Genomic DNA, 22,324 nt, shown 5'->3' with positions numbered 1-22,324 from the left:
CGATTTCCGACTTGCAAACTGTTTTTAGTTTAATGGATTGTATATAATAGTGAAAAGAGAAAAAGGCGATGACTTTTGTACATTTCCGACTTAAAGGGGAGATTGTATGTATATATCGTTTTCCGTACCACCGTTTCCTGTTTTTATTAAAGGGGGAGAGGCGGTTTTTCAAAAAGGAATGAAACATTTTCGGCGTACATTTTCCGTATTTGATTTACTGTATGTACAAAAAGGGACGTTATATATGACAGAACAACAAGAAACGTTTGCTGTTCGTGAGGGGGAATACGTCATTTTATGTCCGGGCTTTGAACATTATGGACATGAGCCTTGTGATGAAGATACATATTTTATTTGGGTTCATTTTTCTGCACCACAATACGAGCGTGTTGAAAAACAGCCGTACGGATGGAGCGATATTATTGAGAGAGAGGCTACATATGTCGATTATGCGCAATATCGTTTATTCATTCCGCAATATGGGAAGTTGAATCAAACAGGAATGGAAACGATGCTTCAACATATCGTACATGAACAGCAAACACCTGATCATTCGCTGTCGCAACAGTTGTTATTTGCACAGTGGATCGTTCAACTGCAAAAACAAACGCTCCATATTCCATCAGCCGCTGAACATGTGTGTAGGGAGGCGATGGAATATATTCATCGTCATTATGATGAACCGTTTGAAATGGAGCATCTTGCTTATGCCCTCCGACTTCATCCGGACTACATTTCGCGCTGTATGCAAAAAACGATCGGAATGAGTGCGCTGCAATATGTAAACGATTATCGATTGAAAGTAGCGAAGAAAAAATTAGCCGCGACGAATGAAACGGTCGCGGCGATTGCAAAACAAGTCGGATTTGAAGATGGCGCATATTTTTCGCGCGTATTTAAAAAAATGGAAGGGATGACACCGAGCGAATATCGTCGTTTTATACAGCGGACGTAGGCTGTACAAGCAGCATGAGAAACCCGTATGGTTCAATATTTATCGTTTGTTCACTCATGCATTCGTTTGTCCAAAGGTTGATGACCGTTTTGTCTTTCAGTGAAAATGGAACGGTCCATGTCAGCGATGTGTCTGCATTGTTTAACACGCAAACGATCGTTTCATCATCGTACGTTTTCACGTAAGCGATATGATTTGTTGTGTCGTTTGTTTCTAACATATGAAATTCTCCAAAACGCAAGGCGCGATATTGTTTGCGTAATGAAATAAGCGTCTGTACGTGCGCGAATATATCGCGGTCTTGCTTTTCTTTTTCCCATACCATACATTTTCGGCAAAGCGGGTCTTGCCCACCTGTTAAGCCGATTTCATCCCCATAATAAATGCACGGTGATCCACTGAAAGAAAGCTGGAACGTAAACATGAGTTTCACTTTTTCTTTTCGTTCACCGCATTGGGTTAATATGCGCGGTGTATCGTGGCTACCGAGCAAGTTAAACGCCACTTCATTTACGTTGTTCGGATAGTTATGCAACACGTTCACGATCGTATGAGCAAATTCGCTCGCTTTTACGTTTTCTTTCGCAAAGTAGTTGAGCGCCCCGTTTGTAAACGGATAGTTCATAACCGCATCAAATTGATCTCCGCGAAGCCACGGCATTGCATCATGCCAAATTTCCCCGAGAATATAAATGTCCGGTTTGATCGCTTTTACCGCTTGACGAAACTCGCGCCAAAATTGGTGATCGACTTCATTCGCAACGTCTAAACGCCAGCCGTCAATGTCAAATTCGCGAATCCAATATGTCGCGACATCTAATAAATATTGTTTCACTTCCGGGTTTTCTGTATTTAATTTGGGCATCTCTGGCACAAACGCAAACGTATCGTAATTTGGAATCGGTCCCGTTTGAAGCGGGAATTCACGAATGTGGAACCAATCTTTATAGCGTGATTTCGCGCCGTTTTTTAATACGTCTTGAAACGGGGCGAAATAATAGCCGCTATGGTTAAATACTGCATCAAGCATGACGCGGATGCCTTTTGCATGGCATGCTTCAACGAGCCGTTTAAATGTTTGTTTGTCGCCAAATTGTGGGTCGATTTCGAAATAGTCGATCGTATCGTATTTATGGTTCGATGGCGCTTTGAAAATAGGTGTAAAATAAATGCCGTTAATGCCGAGTTCGACAAGATAGTCTAATCGTTCAATAATGCCTTCAAAATCGCCACCAAAAAAGCTCGTTGTCGTTGGTTCCACGCTTCCCCATGGCAATGTATTTGGTGGGTTTAAGTGTGGATTGCCGTTAGCGAACCGTTCAGGGAAAATTTGATACCAAACGGTGTCTCTCACCCAGCTAGGCGCATGAAACACGTCGATGCGGTTTAAAAATGGAAAACAAAAATAGTATGCTGTATCGTCTGTCGGTGCTTGTTTATAAAAGCCTTTTTCTGTATAAATAAGCACGTCTTCTCCTGCGTGCAATTCAAACCCATAGCGCAAGCGGCGATGCGGGGGTTGCACAGCGATAAACCAATAATCAAACAAAGCGTCACAACCGCTTTTTTGCATAGATTGTTTGTCAAATTGCCATGCGCCGTCTTTCCAAACGTACGGGTCACCAAATAATAAGTATACTATATCGACATCATCTTTTTTTGTCCGCAGACGAATATGTAGCGTTCGCTCGTCGTATGCATAAGCAAACGCATCTTTTGGACGGTGGTAAATCGCTTCTTTTAACATGTTTCAAACACTCCTTTCAACTGTAAGCGCAATCGATTGCGCTTTTTATCACATATTTGTACACTCTTTCTGTTTTGAATGAAGGAAGCGGATACATTGCTTATGTCAAGCGTAAAATGAACGGAACTAAAAAGTCAACATTCATTCAAAAAAAGATGAAAAAAATAGTTGTCAAAACGGAAAATGATTGTATAATGAAGATAAAGGTTGTGCAATCGTTTTCGCAAAAATGAAAGCGTTTGTACGTATTGCTTAAAACACAGGAGGGGTCGAAATGAAAAAGACGGTATCCATTTTTTCATCGCTTGCATTACTTGCAGGTGTGATGGCAGGTTGTGGTCCACAAGATGAGGCAAAGCCGAAAGAAAATGAAAATGAGGGAAAAACAGAAGTATCAGAAGACGGCATGCCGCCAAAACCAGAAAAACTTGTCGTTTGGGAAGACGTGAAGCGCGGTGTGGCGTTAGAGCCAGCGATTAAAGCGTTCGAAGAAAAGTATGGTATTAAAGTCGAGTACAAAGAAGTGGAAATGGCGACAAAACAGCGCGATCAACTGCGTTTAGACGGCCCGGCTGGCACAGGTCCTGACGTCATTACTGTTCCACATGACCAAATCGGTCAGCTCGTTACAGAAGGACTTATTCGCGAAATTCAAGTCGATCAATCGGTATTAGATACGTTTACAGAATCTTCGATCGCAGCGCAAATGTATGATGGAAAGTTATACGGACTTCCAAAAGCGGTAGAAACTCCTGTATTCATTTATAATAAAAAATTAATGGACAAAGCGCCGGAAACGATGGATGAGTTGTATCAATTCTCTAAAGAATTTACAAAAGGCGAACAATACGGTTTCTTAGCGCTTTGGGATAACTTCTATTTTGCACACGGTGTGATCGCTGGTATGGGCGGTTACGTATTTAAAAACAATAACGGTGCGTTAGATCGCAACGACATCGGTTTAAATAATGAAGGAGCAGTCAAAGGAACAGAATATATTCAAAAATGGTATAAAGAATTGTTCCCGAAAGGTATTATCGGTGAAAACGGCGGTTCAGCGATGGACGGCTTATTCAACGAAGGAAAAGCAGCATCTGTCATGAACGGTCCGTGGGCATTCCAAGGTATGCGTGATGCAGGCATCGATATCGGTGTCGCACCAATGCCGAAATTGCCAAACGGTGAGCCTGTGAAAACATTTATGGGTGTAAAAGGATGGCACGTATCTGCGTTCTCTAAACATCCTGAATGGGCAACAAAACTAATCGAGTTTATTACAAACGAAGAAAATGCGAAAAAACGTTTCGAGTTAACGCGTGAAATTCCGCCTGTGAAGTCGCTCATTAACGATCCGTTAATCGCAGAAGATGAAGGGGCAAAAGCGGTTGCGATCCAATCTCAATACGCGATTCCAATGCCAAACATTCCTGAAATGGCAGAAGTATGGGGACCAATGGCGACAGCACTTCAACTTGTGGCAAACCAAAAAGCGGAGCCAAAACAAGCGCTTGATGAAGCTGTAAAAACAATTAAAACGAACATTGAAACAAACCATCCAAGCAAGTAAGAAATAAGCGGTACCTCTCTTGTAGAGGTACTGCTTCAACTTTCTTTTATTTGTTTAGTTATTCACATTCAAGTGCGCTCCTCGCCATTGTTTAGAAAGGAGACAAAATCAATGGAAACACCAATGTATCAATCGAACCATCGGAAAATTGCCCTCGGTTTATCACTTATTCCGGGATTTGGACAACTGTATAATCGTCAATACGTGAAAGGTATCTCATTTTTTATTTTAGCTGCTTCGTTTTTTATCGTTTTTAAAGATTTATTAAATATGGGATGGTGGGGAATCTTTACGCTCGGTGAAGTTGTCGGACGTGACCATTCCATTTTCTTGCTTGTTGAAGGGATTTTAGCGGTTATTATTTCGGTATTTGGACTTGGGTTTTATGCGTTTAATTTGCGCGACGCCTATAAAAATGGGCAAAAGCGCGATTTAGGGTTGAAAATTAGCTCGTTGCGTGAGCAATATCGCGCGCTCGTGGACAACGGCTTTCCATATTTAATGATTTCACCAGGTTTCATTTTACTTGTGTTTGTCGTCATTTTTCCGATTATTTTCGTCGTGTTATTGGCGTTTACAAACTATGATTTGTATCATTCTCCGCCAGCAAAACTTGTTGATTGGGTTGGATTTCAAAATTTTATTGACTTAGTGAAGCTCGATCTTTGGCGGAAAACGTTTATTAATGTACTTGCTTGGACGATCGTTTGGACGTTTGGGGCAACAACGTTACAAATTGCGCTCGGTATTTTCCTAGCCATTATCGTGAACCAAAAAGATTTAAAAGGAAAAGCGATCATTCGGACGATTTTCATTTTACCGTGGGCCGTTCCAGCGTTTGTAACGATTCTCGTTTTCTCAGGTATGTTTAACGAATCGTTCGGTGTGATTAATAAAACGATTTTAGCATCGCTCGGCATCGGGCCGATTGAATGGATGACAGATCCGTTTTGGACGAAAGTAGCACTTATCCTCATTCAAACGTGGCTCGGCTTCCCGTTCGTCTTTGCCATGACAACAGGGGTATTGCAAGCGATTCCGAACGAATTGTATGAAGCGGCGACAGTCGATGGCGCTTCAAGTTGGCAAAAGTTTACGAAAATTACACTTCCGCTCGTGTTGTATGCGACAGCGCCAATTTTAATTACGCAATATACGTTTAACTTCAACAACTTTAACATCATTTACTTGTTTAATGGTGGCGGCCCTGCGGTATCTGGGCAAAATGCAGGTGCGACAGACATTTTAATTTCGTGGATTTATCGTTTAACGATGACGTCTGCGCAATATTCGAAAGCAGCAGCGATTACGTTATTGCTTTCTCTCGTTGTCGTATCTGTGGCATTATGGCAGTTTAGAAGAACAAAATCATTTAAAGAAGAGGATATGATGTAATATGGATATGAAAAGACAAAAACTCATTCGGTTGACGTTGTCGTATGCAGTCATTATAGCGATGACGATCATTATCGTCTATCCGCTTCTTTGGGTCGTTGGCTCGTCATTTAACCCGGGGCAAAGCTTATCAGGGTCGAAAATGATTCCAGATAACGCCACGCTTGCCCATTATAAGAAGTTGTTTGATACATCGCAAAGCGATTATCTCACTTGGTATTGGAACTCGTTAAAAATTTCGACGTTAACGATGATTTTTTCCGTCATTTTAGTTAGTTTAACAGCATATTCGTTTTCGCGTTATCGGTTTATTGGACGCCAAAATGGGTTAATGACGTTTTTAATTTTGCAAATGATCCCAAACTTTGCAGCACTCATTGCGATTTTCATTTTGGCACTTTTAACTGGGCTAGTGGATACGCATTTAGGTCTAATTCTCGTATACGTCGGTGGGGCCATTCCAATGAATACGTGGCTGATGAAAGGATATTTAGATACGATCCCGAAAGAGCTTGATGAATCAGCGAAAATTGACGGAGCAGGGCATTTGCGTATTTTCTTTCAAATTGTTTTACCGCTTGCGAAACCGATTATCGCGGTTGTGGCGCTCTTTACGTTTATTGCGCCGTTTGGGGATTTTATTTTAGCGAGCGTGTTACTGCGCAGTAAAGAAAAATATACGCTTGCGGTCGGATTGTACGATTTAGTTGCAAAACAGTTTGGTAGTGAATTTACAACGTTTGCGGCAGGATCCGTTTTAATTGCTGTGCCGATCGCTATTCTCTTCCTTTCATTCCAAAAGTATTTCGTCTCTGGCTTAACGGCAGGTGGAACAAAAGGATGAGAAACGGAAGGAAAGAATCGCTTAGGTTCTTTCCTTTCTTACTATTTCGAGATATATTATCATAAGAAGCTTTGGAATGAATGGGGAGTGAATAAGATGAAATATGTATTTCGTGCGCTACTTGCTTTTGTTTTTTTATTTTCATTTGCGTTGCCAACAAGCGCAAAAACGGAGCGCACATGGCAAGATGAACGCGTGTATTTTATTATGGTCGACCGTTTTAATAACGGCAATCCGAAAAATGACTATGAAGTGAACGTACATGACCCGAAAGCGTATCATGGCGGTGATTTGCAAGGAATTATTGACAAGCTTGACTACATAAAAGAGATGGGTTTTACAGCGATTTGGCTGACCCCGATTTTTGCGAATGAAAAAGGCGGGTATCACGGTTATTGGATTGAAGACTTTTACAAAGTGGAAGAACATTTCGGCACGCTCGATGATTTTAAACGGCTTGTAAAAGAAGCGCATAAGCGCGATATGAAAGTCATTTTAGATTTTGTCGTCAATCATACAGGATACAATCATCCGTGGCTGAACGATCCAGCGAAAAAAGATTGGTTTCATGAGAAAAAAGACATTTTCAATTGGGCGAATCAACAAGAAGTCGAAAACGGCTGGCTATTTGGTCTCCCTGATTTAGCACAAGAAAATCCGGAAGTGAAAGCGTATTTATTGGATGTCGCGAAATGGTGGATTCAAGAAACGGACATTGACGGCTATCGTTTAGATACGGTCAAACATGTGCCAAAGTGGTTTTGGGACGAGTTTTCTAAAGAAGTGAAATCGGTGAAACAAGACTTTTTCCTTCTCGGTGAAGTGTGGCATGACGATCCGCGCTACGTTGCGGAATATGGCAAGCACGGCATCGATGCATTAATTGATTTTCCGTTTTATAAAGAAGCATCAGCCATTTTTTCAAACGTCGATCAATCGCTTGAACCGCTTTACAACGTATGGAAGCGAAACGAGGCGTTTTATGACCGTCCGTATTTACTTGGCACGTTTTTAGATAATCATGATACGGTTCGTTTTACACGGTTAGCATTGCAAAATCGCATCAATCCGGTGACGCGTTTAAAGCTTGGATTGACGTATTTGTTTTCAGCACCAGGCATTCCGATTATGTACTATGGAACAGAAATTGCCCTTGATGGTGGGGAAGATCCAGACAACCGTCGTTTAATGAACTTCCGTACCGATAAAGAGCTCATTGACTATGTTACAAAGCTCGGTGAATTACGTGAGAAGCTTCCGTCGCTTCGCCGAGGTGATTTTGAGTTGCTTTATGAAAAAGACGGCATGGCGCTCTTTAAACGAACGTACGAAAACGAAACAACGGTCATTGCGATTAATAACACGTCAAAAACGCAAAAAGTGACGCTCGATGACGAACTGGAACAAGGAAAGGAATTGCGCGGGTTGCTTGCAGGCGATTTAGTGCGCAGCAAAAATGAGAAGTATGACATCATTTTAGATCGTGAAACTGCAGAAATTTACGTACTTGCGCCAAAAACAGGGGTAAACATTCCGTTTATCGCGGCACTTCTTGCGGTATATACAGCATTTGGACTGTTTTTATACTTAGCGAAAAAACGAAAAGCATGATGATGATGGGGGAGAGAACATGCTAGAAGATACGAGTTTTGCGATTCGACCGATCGACCAAGCGGACGAAAAAGAAGTGTGGCAACCGATTAGAGATGTGCAAAAAATTGAAGGAAAAAAACAAATATTTGCATTGACGTGCGACGAAGCAGTTGTTAATATTCATTTTTATCGTGGCGATATCGTTCGGGTGACGATCGATCCGTTCGATGGGAAGTACGATTCGGTTAGCCCAGCGGTCATCGCAACGCCAGAAAAAGTAGACGTGCACGTTCGTGAAGGAGAACATGGCTGGGAGTTGCAGACAAAACGATTAACGGTCGTCATCGAGCGAAGCCCGTTTCGGTTAGCGATATACGACAATGAAGGAACGCTGCTTGTGCGCGATGAACAACCTGTATGTTTTCAAGCAAAAGGGCGTATGCGCTGTGCACACGCGCTCACCCCGACCGATGTCGTATATGGATTAGGAGAAAAAACAGGTGTGTTAAATAAGCGCGGTGCAGTATGGACGATGTGGAATACGGATGTGTACGCGCCGCACAATTTAGAAACAGACCCGTTATATCAGTCGCATCCGTACATGATGGTGTTAAAAAACGGGCATGCGCACGGCATTTTTTTCGATCATACGTATAAAACGACGTTTGATTTACGCCATGAATCGTTTTATACGTTTACATCAGATGGTGGGGCGCTTAATTATTATGTGTTTGCTGGGCCGCATCCGAAAGATGTGTTAGCGCAATATACGCATCTTGTTGGACGCATGCCGCTGCCACCGAAATGGGCGCTCGGGTATCATCAGTCGCGCTACAGTTATGAAACGGAGCAGGAAGTGCGTGAACTTATCGATACGTTTCGGGGGAAACATATTCCGCTTGATGCGGTATATTTAGACATTCATTATATGGATGAATATCGTGTTTTTACGTTTGATCAAAAACGTTTTCCACATCCGCAATCGCTCGTTCAATATGCAAAGGAACAAGGGGTTCATATCGTGCCGATTGTTGATCCGGGCGTGAAAGTTGACGCGGAGTATGATACGTATCGTGATGGAGTGCAAAAAGATTATTTTTGTAAATATGCTGACGGAACGTTGTACAAAGGAGACGTTTGGCCGGGGACGAGCGTGTTTCCAGACTTTTTAAAGAAAAAAGTGCGCAAATGGTGGGGCGAGCAGCATACGTTTTATACGGACATCGGCATTGAAGGAATTTGGAACGATATGAATGAACCATCGGTATTTAACGAGACAAAAACGATGGATGAACAAGTCGTCCATGACGGATGGAAAACGCATCGCCAAGTGCATAACGTATATGGGATGATGATGACAGAGGCGACGTATCACGCATTGAAAAAGCAACTGAAAGGAAAACGCCCGTTTGTGTTGACGCGCGCAGGATTTGCCGGTATTCATCGCTACGCAGCTGTATGGACAGGCGATAATCGTAGCTTTTGGGAGCATCTTGAGCTGTCGATACCGATGTGCTTAAACTTAGGATTATCCGCAGTGGCGTTTTGCGGGGCAGATGTCGGTGGATTTGCACATGATGCGAATGGAGAACTGCTCGTTCGATGGACGCAAGTTGGGGCATTTTTCCCATATTTCCGCAATCATTGTGCGATCGGTTTTGCTCGGCAAGAACCGTGGGCATTTGGGGAAACATACGAACAAATCGTAAAACGATATATTGAATTGCGATACGAATGGTTGCCACATTTATATTCGTTATGCTTTGAAGCGTATCAAACAGGTGTGCCGATGATGCGCCCACTGATGATGGAATATCCGAACGATCGCGAAACGTGGAATATCTCAGATCAATTTATGGTTGGAAATGAAGTAATGGTCGCTCCGGTGATGCGTCCGTATACAGCGCATCGTATCGTGTACTTCCCAGAAGGACGTTGGGTTGATTATTGGACGAAAGAAAAATTTGAAGGTGGTCAGCGGTATATTGTCGAAGCACCGCTTGATCGTTTGCCGATATATGTGAAAGAAGGGGCGATGATCGCTCACGCCGATGTAAAGCTATCGACCGCTACGGCTGATGAACAGATCACATTGCACGTGTATACAATGAAAGAAGGAACATCGACATACACGCTTTATGATGATGACGGCGCAACGTTTGCGTATGAAAAAGGGGAATATATCCGCATGCATATTCGAGCGACGTTTGTTGATCATACCGTTCATTTTGACGTAAAAACAGATGGGACGTACCAACCAACATGGCAATTGCATGTCTCGTTTGTTGGGGACGTGCCGACAACGATTGTTGTCAATGGGGAACAACGAGTCATCGATGAAGCGACAAACACGTTTGTTTTGTAAGAGATGGGGGATTTTTATGACAGTAACGATTAAAGATGTAGCGAAGCGAGCAAATGTGGCGCCATCGACCGTTTCCCGCGTCATCGCAGATAGCCCGCGCATTAGCGAGAAAACGAAGAAAAAAGTGCGCGAGGCGATGAAAGAGCTTGGCTATCATCCGAATTTCATCGCGCGCAGTTTAGCGAATAAGTCGACGCAAGTGATCGGGCTCGTTATGCCAAGTTCAGCAGATAAAGCGTTTCAAAACCCGTTTTTCCCAGAAGTTATCCGCGGCATTAGCAAAGCGGTGCATGATCGGCAATATGCGTTACAGTTATCGACGGGAGAAACGGAAGCGGAAATTTACGACGGGGTCGTGCATATGGTGCAAGGAAAGCGCGTCGATGGTGTCATTTTGCTGTATTCGCGTGCGAACGATAAAATTATGGCGTATTTACAGAAAGAAGATGTGCCGTTTGTTGTCATTGGAAAACCGCATAAAAAAGCGGAAGAAATTACGCACGTTGATAACGATAACGTTCGGGCGGCGCGTGAGGCGACAGAATATTTAATTGAACTTGGTCATGAGCGCATCGCGTTTGTCGGTGGAAACGTCAATCTCATTGTAACGATGGATCGTTTGCGCGGTTATGAAAAAGCGTTAAAATCTGCAGGTCTTGTATATCGTAAAGATTACATTGTGCATGAAGAATTTTTAAAAGAAGGCGGACAAGAGGCGATGAAAGAGTTGCTTTCACTTGCTGAGCCGCCAACCGCACTCGTCGTGGCGGACGATTTAATGGCGCTTGGGGTATTAAATACGCTTGCTGAAATGGGATTAAGCGTGCCGGGAGATGTATCGATTGTCAGTTTTAACAACGTGCTTTTATCGGAAATTTCTCGTCCACCGCTTACATCGGTAGACATTCATATTTTTCAACTTGGCTTTGAAGCGGCAAGAAATTTAATTCAACAAATCGAAAACCCGAATGAGCCGATTAAACGAATCATCATCCCACATACGATCGTGAAACGATTTTCGTGCGATTACTACAAAGCGCCTTCTGAATAAGAAGGTGCTTTTTTATAAAACAGGCTAGGCGAGAAGAAAAAAATGGTGTATCATATTCTTAACATTCGTGCTCTTTGAAAAACAATATACGATGAAGCAAGTACGGTGCATACGTCCGTATGCTTAAAAGGGAAGAACGGTGCAAAGCCGTCGCGGTACCCGCCACTGTGATGGGGAGTTTCGTTGCAATATGCCACTGATTTTTGGGGAAGGCGCAACGAGATGATGAACCTAAGCCAGGAGACCTGCCTGCTTGCGATACGTCGGCTGCCTACGGGAATATAGGTAGACGTGCGGGGACGATGAAAAATAAACAACAATTGTGAAAGTTTTATTGTTTGAATCTTTCGTTTTTTCTGCACCTCTACCTAGAGGTGCTTTTTTATTTTTAAAAAAGGAGCGACATATATGGCGACATGGGATTTACAAGGAACGAAACATCATGTGTTGATTTGTAACGGAGGGAGTTGTATGCGAAAAGGTGGAGAGGAGGTGACACAAGCGATTCGTGATGAAATTGACAGGCTACAACTACATGAGTACGTTCATACAACGCGGACACGATGTAACGGTCGCTGTGAAGATGCGTGCGTCGTTATCGTTTATCCTGAAGGAATTTGGTATCGTGCCGTTGATGAGCAGATCGGAAAGGACATCGTACGAAAACATGTACGCGATGGTGAAATGTTGCATGAATATGTGACGTACACATACGATGAAGGCTTTGTCATGCCTAAATATAGCGTTGCGACAAGGGGGAAGAAAAAGTGAAGAAACCGTTGTTTTGGATTGTTAGTATGTGCGCTACGGTCTATATTTTATTTGCACTTTCACCTTCCGCATATGCGATGCACATTATGGAAGGGTTCTTACCTTGGCAATGGGCGCTCATTTGGTGGTTGCTATTTTTACCGTTTTTCTTTATTGGTTTACGTACAATGACGCGTCTGATGAAACAAAAGCCGGAGGTGAAATTACTCCTTGCACTCGCTACAGCGTTTACATTTGTTTTGTCGGCATTAAAAATTCCATCTGTCACAGGCAGTAGTTCGCATCCGACAGGGACGGGGTTCGGGGCGCTTTTATTCGGACCGTTTGTTATGACGGTCATCGGTACAGCAGTATTATTGTTTCAAGCGCTTTTGCTTGCGCATGGTGGATTGACGACGCTTGGGGCGAATGCATTTTCGATGGCGGTGGTCGGTCCGTTCGTTGCGTACGGCTTGTTCGTTTTATGTAAAAAGTGTGGAATATCATTGCGTATGTCCGTCTTTTTAGCGGCGATGATGGCTGATTTGGCGACATACGTCATGACGTCGTTTCAACTCGCCCTAGCATTTCCAGATGTAACGAGTGGAGTATGGGGCGCATTTTTAAAATTCGCGTCAATTTTTGCGGTGACACAAGTACCACTTGCAATTACGGAAGGACTCCTTACTGTTGTCGTATGGAACTTTTTGCATACGTACTCGGAGCGAGAGTTAGATGTGTTAGAGGAGAGGGGAGTGTTTTTTAAATGAGCAATCGTATATTGTTGTTCATTGCCGCATTGTTGATCGTGTTGCCGCTATTTATTGTGAAAAATACGGAGTTTGCTGGAGCGGATACGCTTGCGGAAAAAATGATTCAACAAATCGCACCACATTATGAACCTTGGTTTGATGTCGTATTTGAACCGCCGAGTGGAGAAGTAGAGACGTTATTATTTTCTTTACAAGCTGCGCTTGGTGCTGGGGTAATCGGCTACATCATCGGTTTATACAAGGGAAGAAAAAGAAATGATTAGTTGGCTTGATCAATGGGCGTATCGGAATCGCCTTTCGAAATTAAATGCTACATTTAAGCTAATATTTGCGCTTATTTTGCTCATATGGGCGCTTCTTGGGACGAATGTTGTCCGCTTAATCATTATCGTTTGGTTGCTCGTTTGGTTGCTTGGATATGCACGTTTGCCTTCGAGTGTTTGTTTACGCGTTTGTATGCTCATAGCGCTCGTTATTCTCGGAAGTAGCATACCGCTTCTTTTTTCATTTGATGGCGCAATTCACTTCATAAGTGAAAGCTTTTCATATGTAAGTACAGTTTTTTTACGGGCGTTTACAAGTTCGCTTGTTCTCTTTTTCCTTGCAGCAACAACACCATTTTTTCGTATTGCTCACGCATTAAGCAAATGGCACGTTCCTAAAGCATTTATTGAACTGTTGTTGTTGACGTATCGTTTTATTTTTATAGTAGAAAAAACAGCAAAAGAACTGTTTGTTACGGTGCAAATAAAACGTGGGGAGCGGGATTGGCGCTTTGCTTCACTAGCTGTTGCACAGTTGTTACGTCAAACATTACATCATTATGAGGCGATGATGATTGCACAACAGGCGCGCAACGTTTCTTTTGCTGTTCCAATGTGTGCAGATGAACAGTTGCCAAGAAGGTATGTCATCGAAGCGTTTATTGGAATTGTTGTTCTATTTATTTTGGAGGGCTTATATGCTACGGTTTCATAATGTTCATTATACGTATCGGAACGGCGCATACGTGTTAAAAGGAGTATCACTTACAATTGAACGAGGAAAAAAATATGCGCTCATCGGAAAAAACGGTTGTGGGAAAACGACGTGGTTGCTTCATGCAAACGGTATTTACCGACCGACCAAAGGGGATGTGTATTGGGAAGGAGAGAAAGTAGCAGATCGTCAGCAATGGCGAGATTTGCGAAAGCATGTTGGTGTCGTTTTTCAAAACCCAGAACATCAATTTTTAGCACCGATGATTGAGGAAGAACTAGCGCTTAGTTTAGAAGGAAATCACGAGCAAATGGCACAAATTATGAAACAATTTTCGCTTGAGAAGTGGCGCGATATACCGATACATCATTTAAGTCTTGGACAAAAAAAATGGTTATCGCTTGCGGTGGCGATGGCGCCCAAGCCTCATTTACTTATTGTCGATGAACCATCTGCTTATTTAGATGTTTCGCAGAGCGAGCGCTTAGTCATGAAACTAAATGAGCTGCATAAAGAGGGTACAACGCCCGTTGTCATTACGCACGATCTTGATTTCGTTTGGCAATGGGCGGATGAAGTGTTTGTTATGCATGATGGTCGCATCGTTTTGCATGGAACACCGGCCTTTGTATTTACAAAAACGAACATATTTTATGAGCTTGGTTTGCCGCTTCCACTTCTTTTACGCATATGGCTGAAGGAAAACAAGATGTGTACAGAACAGCAATTGTTTGAATGGATTGAACGATGGAAAAGGGAGTGAAAAGGATGGCTGGAAAATTGTTTGTTGTCGGCTTTGGTCCGGGAAGTGTCGATCATATGACAAAGCGAGCTCGCGAGGCGATTGAAGAAAGCGATGTTATTGTCGGCTATAAAACGTATGTCGATTTAGTCATGGATCTCATCGATGGAAAAGAAGTCATTAGCACGGGAATGACAGAAGAAGTGAGCCGGGCTCAAGAGGCGATTAAACAGGCGGAACGTGGTAAAAAAGTGGCTGTCATATCAAGTGGAGATGCAGGGTTGTACGGTATGGCGGGGCTCATTTACGAAGTGTTAATTGAAAAAGGATGGGAAAAAGAAACAGGCATTGAAGTGGAGATTATTCCGGGTATTTCAGCCATTCATTCTTGCGCCGCTTTATTAGGGGCACCCATTATGCACGATTCATGCACGATTAGTTTAAGCGACCATTTAACGCCATGGAACGTCATTGCAAAAAGAATAGAAGCAGCTGCCGCAGCGGATTTCGTTATTGCGCTATACAATCCGAAGAGCGGTCGCCGTACGCAACAAATTGTCGAGGCGCAGCGTATTTTATTAACATACCGTTCACCAGACACGCCCGTTGGTCTTGTGAAAAGTGCGTACCGCGAGCGGCAACATATTGTATTAACGAGTTTAGGGGAAATGTTAGAGCATGACATCGGCATGTTAACGACGGTCATTATCGGAAATTCTTCCACGTTCGTTCATGACGGTCTGATGATTACCCCTCGTGGCTATGAGCGAAAATATAAGCTATCAAGCGCTGTCCAACCGTTAAAACTGCACGAGCGATTGCGACCAGAAGCGGAACCATGGGCGTTAACGAACATGCGCTCATTAGCGGAAGAAGCGTATGAAAAAGTGGCTGCTCCAAAGAAACAAACAACGGAACGGTTGGAAGTAGCAGTTAGTCCGGGAGTGGTAAATAAAACATTTACGCCAAAGCAAATGATGGATCTCGCTCGCATCGTCGGCGAGCAAGGGATGATTACGTATACGGCGGATCATTATTTAAAAGTAACGGTGGAAACAGAACGACCAGACGACATCGTCCGTGAACTTTTAGAAGCAGGTTTAACGGTTGCACCAACGGGAAATGTGTGTGTTATAAAAGCGTGTGACTTTTGTGAGGGAGAAAAAAAAGATGCGATTCCTTATGTCGAGCAACTGCATAAACAATTTGGCGGCATGGATTTGCCAAAAGAACTGCGCCTTGGATTTAACGGGTGTGGCATGGCATGTTACGGGGCTGTCCATGAAGATATCGGAATTGTTTATCGTAAAGGGGCGTTTGATTTATTTTTAGGTGGGAAAACAGTAGGAAGAAATGCACATCCTGGACAGCTTGTCGCCGAAGGTATTCGTCCAGATGACATTGTGGAAACGATCGCTCGTATTATTGTGCAATATAAAGAAGAAGGATATGCAAACGAGCGATTTCATAAGTTTTTTGAGCGAAAAAAAGAGGTCGGTGGCTTTGCTTATGGACAAACGATCAAAGCAGAGCCTGCGGCATGTGGGGAGTGATGAAAATGAAAGCTGTTTTATTTGTTGGACATGGAAGTCGAGATGAAGAAGGAAACGAACAAGTACGTCAGTTTGTTCAAACCATTTGTCCACAAATTGATGAGACGTTTTATGTGCATACATGTTTTTTAGAATTTGGTGTTCCATCAGTCATTGATGGCATTGCCCATTGTGTAGAACAAGGGGCAACAGATGTTATTGTCATTCCAATCATTTTACTTCCAGCTGGACATTCCAAGCTGCACATACCGGCAGCGATTGACGAGGCGAAAGAGCGCTATCCACACGTTTCATTTACGTATGGGCGACCACTTGGTATTCATAATGATACGTTTACGATTTTAAACGACCGACTGCAAGAAGCAGGAGTTGTTACGGATGAGCAAACAGCAATCATTTTGCTTGGACGCGGAGGAAGCGACCCCGATGCGAATAGCGATTTATATAAAATTGCTCGCTTATTTTGGGAGCGAAATAAACAGGCGATCGTTGAACCTGCGTTTATGGGTGTCACAAATCCGTCATTAGATGAGGCTGTCGTAAGATGTGTTAAGCTCGGAGCAAAAAAAATCGTTGTTTTACCTTACTTTTTATTTACAGGCGTGCTTATTAAGCGATTAGAAAAGAAAGTTTCTGAGTTTCAAAGCATGTATCCGCATATGTCATTTGTATTGGCGCATTATTTTGGCTTTCATCCGTCGCTACAAACGATTGTGCTTGATCGGTTACAAGAAGTGCTTAGTCATTCGGTTCATATGAATTGTGATACGTGCCAATATCGGCTTCATATGGCTGAACATCACCACCACCATCATCATGATCATTGAGGTGAGATGAATGATTATTATGTTGTCGGGAACGAGCGATGCAAGGCAATTAGCGTTAGCCATTCGTGACGCAGGGTATGACGTATTGGCTACAGTTGTCACCGAACACGCCGCAGAACAAATGTCATATGTCGGATTGCGTGCGCATATCGGACGTTTAAACGCGCATGAAATGGTTGAGATCATAAAACAACATAAAGCGAAAGCGATCGTTGATGCGAGCCATCCATTTGCAGAAGAAGCGTCGCAACAAGCGATGCAAGCAGCAGAGGAAGCGAACGTTCCGTATATCCGCTATGAACGAAAAGAAAGCGTCATTATGTATGATCGCGTTACATTCGTCGATAGCTACGAAGCGGCAGCAGAGTACGCAGCGAAAAAAAGAGGGGTCATCATGCTTACGACAGGAAGCAAAACGTTGCATATTTTTGCAGAAAAGTTGCTCCCGCTTCCTGATGTTCGTCTCATTGCACGTATGTTGCCACGGAAAGACAATATGGAAAAGTGCGAACAATTACGCTTTCCGCAAGAAAATATTATTGCGATGCAAGGACCGTTTACGAAGCAACTAGATATGGCTTTGATGAAACATTTTGGTGTGACGCTCCTTGTAACGAAAGAAAGCGGACGAGTGGGATTTGTCGATGAAAAAATTGCAGCAGCGCAACAACTTGGCATTGAAACGGTTGTCATCCGCCGTCCGAAACTTTCTTATCCCGTCGTTTATCATGAGTTTTCTGACGTCATTCGTGCGTTGGAAGAAATGAAAGAGAAAGGAGAAAAATAAATGGATTTTCGAACAACGTTTCGCCCATTAACTGTTCAGCCAGAACAAATTGAACAAAAAAGCTTTCAAATCATTGATGATGAGATAGGAGAGCACTCATTTGCTGAACAGCAATACGCTATCGTTCAACGCGTCATTCATGCAAGCGCCGATTTTGAGTTAGGAAAGAGTCTTTTATTTCATCCTCGTGCGATTGAAGCGGGCATTTCAGCGATTCGCGCGGGAAAAAAAGTCGTTGCTGATGTACAAATGGTACAAGTTGGAATAAACAAAGCACGTCTTGAAAAATATGGTGGGAGTGTGCACGTGTATATTTCTGATGATGATGTCATGAAAGAAGCGAAGCGATTAAACACGACGCGTGCGATTGTTGCGATGCGCAAAGCGGTGAAAGAAGCGGACGGAGGCATTTTTGCCATTGGCAATGCACCAACCGCTTTGCTTGAATTAATTCGATTAGTGAAAGAAGGAGAGGCACGCCCAGGTTTAATTATCGGTCTCCCTGTCGGCTTTGTCTCAGCAGCGGAATCGAAAGAAGAGTTAGCGAAACTAGATATTCCATTTATTACGAACATCGGAAGAAAAGGAGGGAGTACGGTGACAGTGGCCGCGTTAAATGCCTTGTCTATTTTAGCGGAGCGAGGATAAGTATGGAAAAGGGAAAATTACGTGAGGGGTATACGACCGGGGCATGTGCAACGGCTGCGACAAAAGCGGCGTTATGTGCGCTTATTACCGGCATCAAACAAACAGAAGCGACAATTATGTTGCCGATCGGGCGGGAAGTCACTTTCCCGATCGTTTCTTGTGAAATGGAGAAAGATCGAGCGAGTGCGACCGTGGTGAAAGATGGGGGGGACGACCCTGATGTGACGCACGGTGCTTCCATTGTTGCGACAGTTAGCTGGATCGACGAAGGCATTCTTATTGATGGAGGAGAAGGGGTCGGTAGAGTAACAAAGCCCGGACTTCCCGTTCCAGTTGGCGAAGCGGCCATTAATCCGGTACCACGGCAAATGATGACCGATGTTGTTCACGAGTTGCTTACGGAATACGGTGTGAAGCGTGGGGTACGCATTGTTATTTCCGTACCGAACGGAGAAGAAATTGCGAAGAAAACGTTAAATGGTCGTCTCGGCATTATTGGCGGCATTTCTATTTTAGGCACCCGCGGCATCGTCGTCCCGTTTTCGACATCTGCTTATCGAGCAAGTATTGTGCGTGCTCTTGAAGTTGCCGTCGCGTGTGGTTGTGACCATGTGGTTATTACTACAGGAGGACGAAGTGAAAAATATGCGATGATGCAATATAGCCATCTTCCAGAAGAAGCGTTTATTGAGATGGGAGATTTCGTCGGTTTTACGCTGAAACAATGTAAGCGTCTCGGTATGAAAACTATATCGCTCGTTGGGATGATGGGGAAATTTTCAAAAGTCGCTCAAGGAGTAATGATGGTGCACTCGAAAAGTGCTCCTGTCGATTTTCATTTTTTAGCAGATGTTGCGAAGCAAGCAGGTGCTCCGCCACCTCTCATTGAAGCGGTGAAACAAGCGAATACAGCGTCACAAGTTGGAGATATGATGTACGCAGCAGGATATATGTCGTTTTTCGATTTGTTATGTGATTATTGTTGTCAACATGCGTTGCGGGAAGTGCATGGTGGAATGGTCATTGAAACGACGCTTTATACGTTAAAAGGACAACGGTTAGGAAGGGCGGTGCGAAACGATGGAGCGAATGAAATTAATCGGAATTGGAGCTGATGGGACAGATTCTCTTCCTTCCCTGTATGAACGATGGATTCATGAGAGCGAGCGGCTCGTGGGCGGAGAAAGGCAGCTGTCTTTTTTTCCTCACTACAAAGGGGAAAAAATTGTTATTCGAAGCAACTTATCATCACTTTTTGAAACGCTTGTAAACGAGCCGAAAAAAACGGTCGTTTTAGCATCAGGTGATCCGTTATTTTACGGAATCGGTAGTTATTTAGCGAAAAAAGTTCCGATTGAAGTATATCCCTCTATCAGTTCACTCCAATGGGCGTTTGCGAAAATAGGGGAAAGTTGGCATGATGCGTACGTTGTTAGTTTACATGGACGTTCGATGAAAGGGTTTGCTCAGCGTATAGATGGAAAAGAAAAAGTAGCTATTTTAACAGATGAAACGAACGATCCGCGTGCGATTGCTTCATATCTTTTAGAATATGGAATGACGGAATATGAGGCGTTTGTTGGCGAAAATCTCGGTGGGGAGAACGAGCGTTGTCGCTTTTTTACATTAGAGGATATGATGCATGCATCGTTTTCCCCATTAAATATCGTCGTTTTACGACGTGTTCATAAAGGACCGAGTTGGACGTTTGGTATACAGGATGACGAGTTTTTTCAGAGGAAACCAGAAAAAGGGCTCATTACGAAAAAAGAAGTACGTGTATTAAGCTTGCAAGCACTTCGCCTCCATGAAAAAAGTGTCGTATGGGACATTGGTACGTGCACAGGATCGGTCGCTATTGAAGCGGCGAAAATCGCTCGGGAAGGAGCGGTATTTGCTGTTGAGAAAAACGCGTTAGATATTGAAATATGTCGGAAAAATATGAAAAAATTCCGCACAGACTTTACACTCGTGCACGGTCGAGCGCCAGAACATTTAGAGCAGTTTCCTGATCCAGATGCCGTCTTTATTGGGGGGACATCAGGAAGTTTACGGGATATTATTGCAGTTTGTTGCACGCGGTTAAAACAAGGGGGACGCATCGTCATCAATGCGGTCACAATCGAAACGTTATATGAAGCGACAGATGCGTTACGTCATCACGGTTACGATGTCGATATTTTGCTCGCTCAGTTTTCGCGAAGCAAGCCAATTTTACAATTGACACGGTTTGATGCATTAAACCCGATATATATTATTTCAGCACGAAAGGGGGAAAGCAAGTGATCGGTACGTTATATGGCATTGGTGTCGGACCGGGCGATCCAGAACTATTGACAGTAAAAGCATTTCGGCGATTGAAAGAAGCGCACGTGATTGCTTATCCAAAAAAGACGAATGGCAGTAAAAGTTATGCGCAACAAATTGTTGATGCGTACTTTTCTTCAGCGGAAAAAGAGATGCTTGGTCTCGTTTTTCCAATGACGAAAGACGAAAATGTATTGCGTGAAAAATGGAATGAAACAGTCGAAACGGTATGGACTTATTTGCGTGAGGGGAAACATGTGGCGTTTGTGACAGAAGGCGATCCACTTTTATATAGCACATTTATTCATTTTATGCGCACGATGCAAATAAAATATCCAGACGTGTCAATTGAAATTGTTCCCGGCATTTCATCTATAAATGGCGCAGCAGCACGCCTGCAGTTGCCGCTAGCGGACGGCGATGAAACGATCGCTATCGTTCCCGCACGCGATGATTATGATGCGATGAAAAAAGCGATTCAAGAGCACGAGTGCGTCGTATTTTTAAAAGTAGCAAAAGTCATGCCGCTCCTTCTCTCTCTTTTAAAAGAGATGAATTTGGTGAAGCAAGCGGCAGTCGTGACAAAAGTGACGTCTCATGAAGAGGTCATATGGGACATTGAGCAATTAGAACATGTGTCGTTGCCATATTTAACGTTAATGGTGGTGAGAAAGTGAAAATATATATTGTGGGAGCTGGTCCGGGAGCGAGCGATTTAATTACAGTCAGAGGAATGAAGTTGTTGCAGCGAGCGGATGCCATTTTTTATACGGATTCGCTTGTCCATGATGAATTGCTTACATATGCAAAAAAAGACGCGCGCATTTTTCGGACATCGGGCATGCATTTAAAGCAAATTGTCTCACTTATGTGTGAAGAAGTGAGAAGCGGGAAGATGGTCGTTCGTCTTCATACAGGTGATCCAGCAATTTATGGAGCAACGATGGAACAAATCGTACTTTTGAAAAAAGAAGGCATTGACGTCGAAATTGTTCCGGGAGTTAGTTCTGTATTCGCTGCTGCCGCTGCTGCGCAAGTGGAGTTGACCGTACCTAATTTGACGCAAACGGTTATTTTAACACGTGCGGAAGGAAGAACACCGGTTCCAGAAAAGGAGAAGCTCACTTTGCTTGCTGAACATCACTGTACGATTGCTCTTTTTTTAAGTGCAACGTTAACAAAAAAAGTGACGGCTGCATTTCTTGAAGCTGGCTGGAGTGAGCATACCCCTGTCGTTGTTGTATATAAAGCGACGTGGCCGGACGAAAAAGTCGTGCGTTCGACTGTTGGTACGCTTCATGAAGATATGCAGCGCCATGGCATTCGACAACATGCCCTTATTTTAGCAGGTTGGGCCCTTTCTAACGAACTTGATGAATCATGTCGTTCCAAATTGTACGATGAAACATTTACACACGGCTATCGTAAAGGAGAGAAGTAAA

21 protein-coding genes and 1 riboswitch are annotated in these 22,324 nt (G+C 43.4%); of the genes, 20 read left to right on the top strand and 1 reads right to left on the bottom strand.

Annotation, left to right across the window (positions count from 1 at the left end; all coding sequences use genetic code 11):
• The first annotated feature begins 106 nt into the window (after positions 1 to 106).
• Positions 107 to 955: a helix-turn-helix domain-containing protein gene (locus HNQ84_RS02215; RefSeq protein ID WP_435620990.1), complete on the top strand. Its 849-nt coding sequence runs from the start codon at positions 107 to 109 to the stop codon at positions 953 to 955.
• On the opposite strand, the gene HNQ84_RS02210 is transcribed toward HNQ84_RS02215, so the two are convergent.
• A complete protein-coding gene (locus tag HNQ84_RS02210; protein ID WP_435620989.1) occupies positions 939 to 2,702 on the bottom strand; it encodes an alpha-glycosidase in 1,764 nt (587 codons plus the stop codon). The genes HNQ84_RS02215 and HNQ84_RS02210 overlap by 17 nt on opposite strands.
• A 274-nt stretch (positions 2,703 to 2,976) precedes the next feature.
• On the opposite strand from HNQ84_RS02210, the gene HNQ84_RS02205 reads away from it, so the two are divergent.
• The 19 genes from HNQ84_RS02205 to cobM all read left to right on the top strand — a co-directional run bounded on the left by HNQ84_RS02205 (position 2,977) and on the right by cobM (position 22,323).
• On the top strand, positions 2,977 to 4,269 hold the full coding sequence (locus HNQ84_RS02205; protein WP_183248473.1) for an extracellular solute-binding protein: 1,293 nt from the start codon (positions 2,977 to 2,979) through the stop codon (positions 4,267 to 4,269).
• A 111-nt stretch (positions 4,270 to 4,380) separates the two neighbouring features.
• Positions 4,381 to 5,664, top strand: coding sequence for a carbohydrate ABC transporter permease (locus HNQ84_RS02200; protein WP_183248475.1), 1,284 nt, complete (start codon positions 4,381 to 4,383; stop codon positions 5,662 to 5,664).
• Between the two features lies 1 nt (position 5,665).
• A complete protein-coding gene (locus tag HNQ84_RS02195; protein WP_183248477.1) occupies positions 5,666 to 6,508 on the top strand; it encodes a sugar ABC transporter permease in 843 nt (280 codons plus the stop codon).
• A gap of 96 nt (positions 6,509 to 6,604) precedes the next feature.
• Positions 6,605 to 8,119: an alpha-amylase family glycosyl hydrolase gene (locus tag HNQ84_RS02190; protein ID WP_435620988.1), complete on the top strand. Its 1,515-nt coding sequence runs from the start codon at positions 6,605 to 6,607 to the stop codon at positions 8,117 to 8,119.
• A gap of 19 nt (positions 8,120 to 8,138) precedes the next feature.
• On the top strand, positions 8,139 to 10,466 hold the full coding sequence (locus tag HNQ84_RS02185) for a glycoside hydrolase family 31 protein (protein ID WP_435620987.1): 2,328 nt from the start codon (positions 8,139 to 8,141) through the stop codon (positions 10,464 to 10,466).
• A gap of 16 nt (positions 10,467 to 10,482) precedes the next feature.
• Entirely contained in the window at positions 10,483 to 11,517 is a 1,035-nt protein-coding gene (locus HNQ84_RS02180; protein ID WP_055440504.1) for a LacI family DNA-binding transcriptional regulator, read from the top strand.
• Between the two features lie 85 nt (positions 11,518 to 11,602).
• A riboswitch (cobalamin riboswitch) is annotated at positions 11,603 to 11,784 on the top strand.
• A gap of 141 nt (positions 11,785 to 11,925) precedes the next feature.
• Positions 11,926 to 12,288: a (2Fe-2S) ferredoxin domain-containing protein gene (locus HNQ84_RS02175; RefSeq protein WP_183248483.1), complete on the top strand. Its 363-nt coding sequence runs from the start codon at positions 11,926 to 11,928 to the stop codon at positions 12,286 to 12,288.
• Positions 12,285 to 13,037 (top strand): energy-coupling factor ABC transporter permease, encoded by a 753-nt coding sequence (locus tag HNQ84_RS02170; RefSeq protein WP_435620986.1) that lies wholly within the window; start codon positions 12,285 to 12,287, stop codon positions 13,035 to 13,037. Before HNQ84_RS02175 ends, HNQ84_RS02170 begins: the two co-directional genes overlap by 4 nt.
• Complete coding sequence (locus HNQ84_RS02165) at positions 13,034 to 13,303, top strand: energy-coupling factor ABC transporter substrate-binding protein (protein WP_435620985.1); 270 nt, start codon at positions 13,034 to 13,036, stop codon at positions 13,301 to 13,303. The genes HNQ84_RS02170 and HNQ84_RS02165 overlap by 4 nt, the downstream gene beginning before the upstream one ends.
• Positions 13,296 to 14,018, top strand: coding sequence for a CbiQ family ECF transporter T component (locus HNQ84_RS02160; protein WP_435620984.1), 723 nt, complete (start codon positions 13,296 to 13,298; stop codon positions 14,016 to 14,018). Before HNQ84_RS02165 ends, HNQ84_RS02160 begins: the two co-directional genes overlap by 8 nt.
• Positions 14,002 to 14,781: an energy-coupling factor ABC transporter ATP-binding protein gene (locus tag HNQ84_RS02155; protein WP_183248491.1), complete on the top strand. Its 780-nt coding sequence runs from the start codon at positions 14,002 to 14,004 to the stop codon at positions 14,779 to 14,781. The genes HNQ84_RS02160 and HNQ84_RS02155 overlap by 17 nt, the downstream gene beginning before the upstream one ends.
• A gap of 5 nt (positions 14,782 to 14,786) precedes the next feature.
• Positions 14,787 to 16,313, top strand: a complete 1,527-nt coding sequence (gene cobJ / locus HNQ84_RS02150; protein ID WP_183248493.1) for a precorrin-3B C(17)-methyltransferase — start codon at positions 14,787 to 14,789, stop codon at positions 16,311 to 16,313.
• Between the two features lie 5 nt (positions 16,314 to 16,318).
• Positions 16,319 to 17,140, top strand: a complete 822-nt coding sequence (locus HNQ84_RS02145) for a sirohydrochlorin chelatase (RefSeq protein WP_183248495.1) — start codon at positions 16,319 to 16,321, stop codon at positions 17,138 to 17,140.
• A gap of 10 nt (positions 17,141 to 17,150) precedes the next feature.
• Positions 17,151 to 17,927: a precorrin-6A reductase gene (cobK, locus tag HNQ84_RS02140; RefSeq protein WP_183248497.1), complete on the top strand. Its 777-nt coding sequence runs from the start codon at positions 17,151 to 17,153 to the stop codon at positions 17,925 to 17,927.
• Positions 17,928 to 18,575, top strand: coding sequence for a precorrin-8X methylmutase (locus HNQ84_RS02135; protein ID WP_055440511.1), 648 nt, complete (start codon positions 17,928 to 17,930; stop codon positions 18,573 to 18,575).
• Between the two features lie 2 nt (positions 18,576 to 18,577).
• A complete protein-coding gene (locus HNQ84_RS02130) occupies positions 18,578 to 19,690 on the top strand; it encodes a cobalt-precorrin-5B (C(1))-methyltransferase (protein ID WP_183248499.1) in 1,113 nt (370 codons plus the stop codon).
• Positions 19,656 to 20,861, top strand: a complete 1,206-nt coding sequence (cbiE, locus tag HNQ84_RS02125) for a precorrin-6y C5,15-methyltransferase (decarboxylating) subunit CbiE (protein ID WP_435620983.1) — start codon at positions 19,656 to 19,658, stop codon at positions 20,859 to 20,861. Before HNQ84_RS02130 ends, cbiE begins: the two co-directional genes overlap by 35 nt.
• The gene (gene cobI / locus HNQ84_RS02120) at positions 20,858 to 21,559 is read left to right on the top strand and encodes a precorrin-2 C(20)-methyltransferase (RefSeq protein ID WP_183248503.1); all 702 of its coding nucleotides are present in this window, start codon (positions 20,858 to 20,860) and stop codon (positions 21,557 to 21,559) included. The genes cbiE and cobI overlap by 4 nt, the downstream gene beginning before the upstream one ends.
• Positions 21,556 to 22,323 carry a precorrin-4 C(11)-methyltransferase gene (gene cobM / locus HNQ84_RS02115; RefSeq protein ID WP_435620982.1) on the top strand — a complete coding sequence of 256 codons (768 nt, stop codon included), beginning with the start codon at positions 21,556 to 21,558 and terminating at the stop codon, positions 22,321 to 22,323. Before cobI ends, cobM begins: the two co-directional genes overlap by 4 nt.
• Position 22,324 lies beyond the last annotated feature (1 nt).

This window comes from Anoxybacillus eryuanensis (genome assembly GCF_051200995.1).
Lineage (GTDB): Bacteria > Bacillota > Bacilli > Bacillales > Anoxybacillaceae > Anoxybacillus > Anoxybacillus tengchongensis.
Note: the sequence above shows the minus strand (reverse complement) of the source record. Positions and strands in the feature narration are given on the sequence as shown.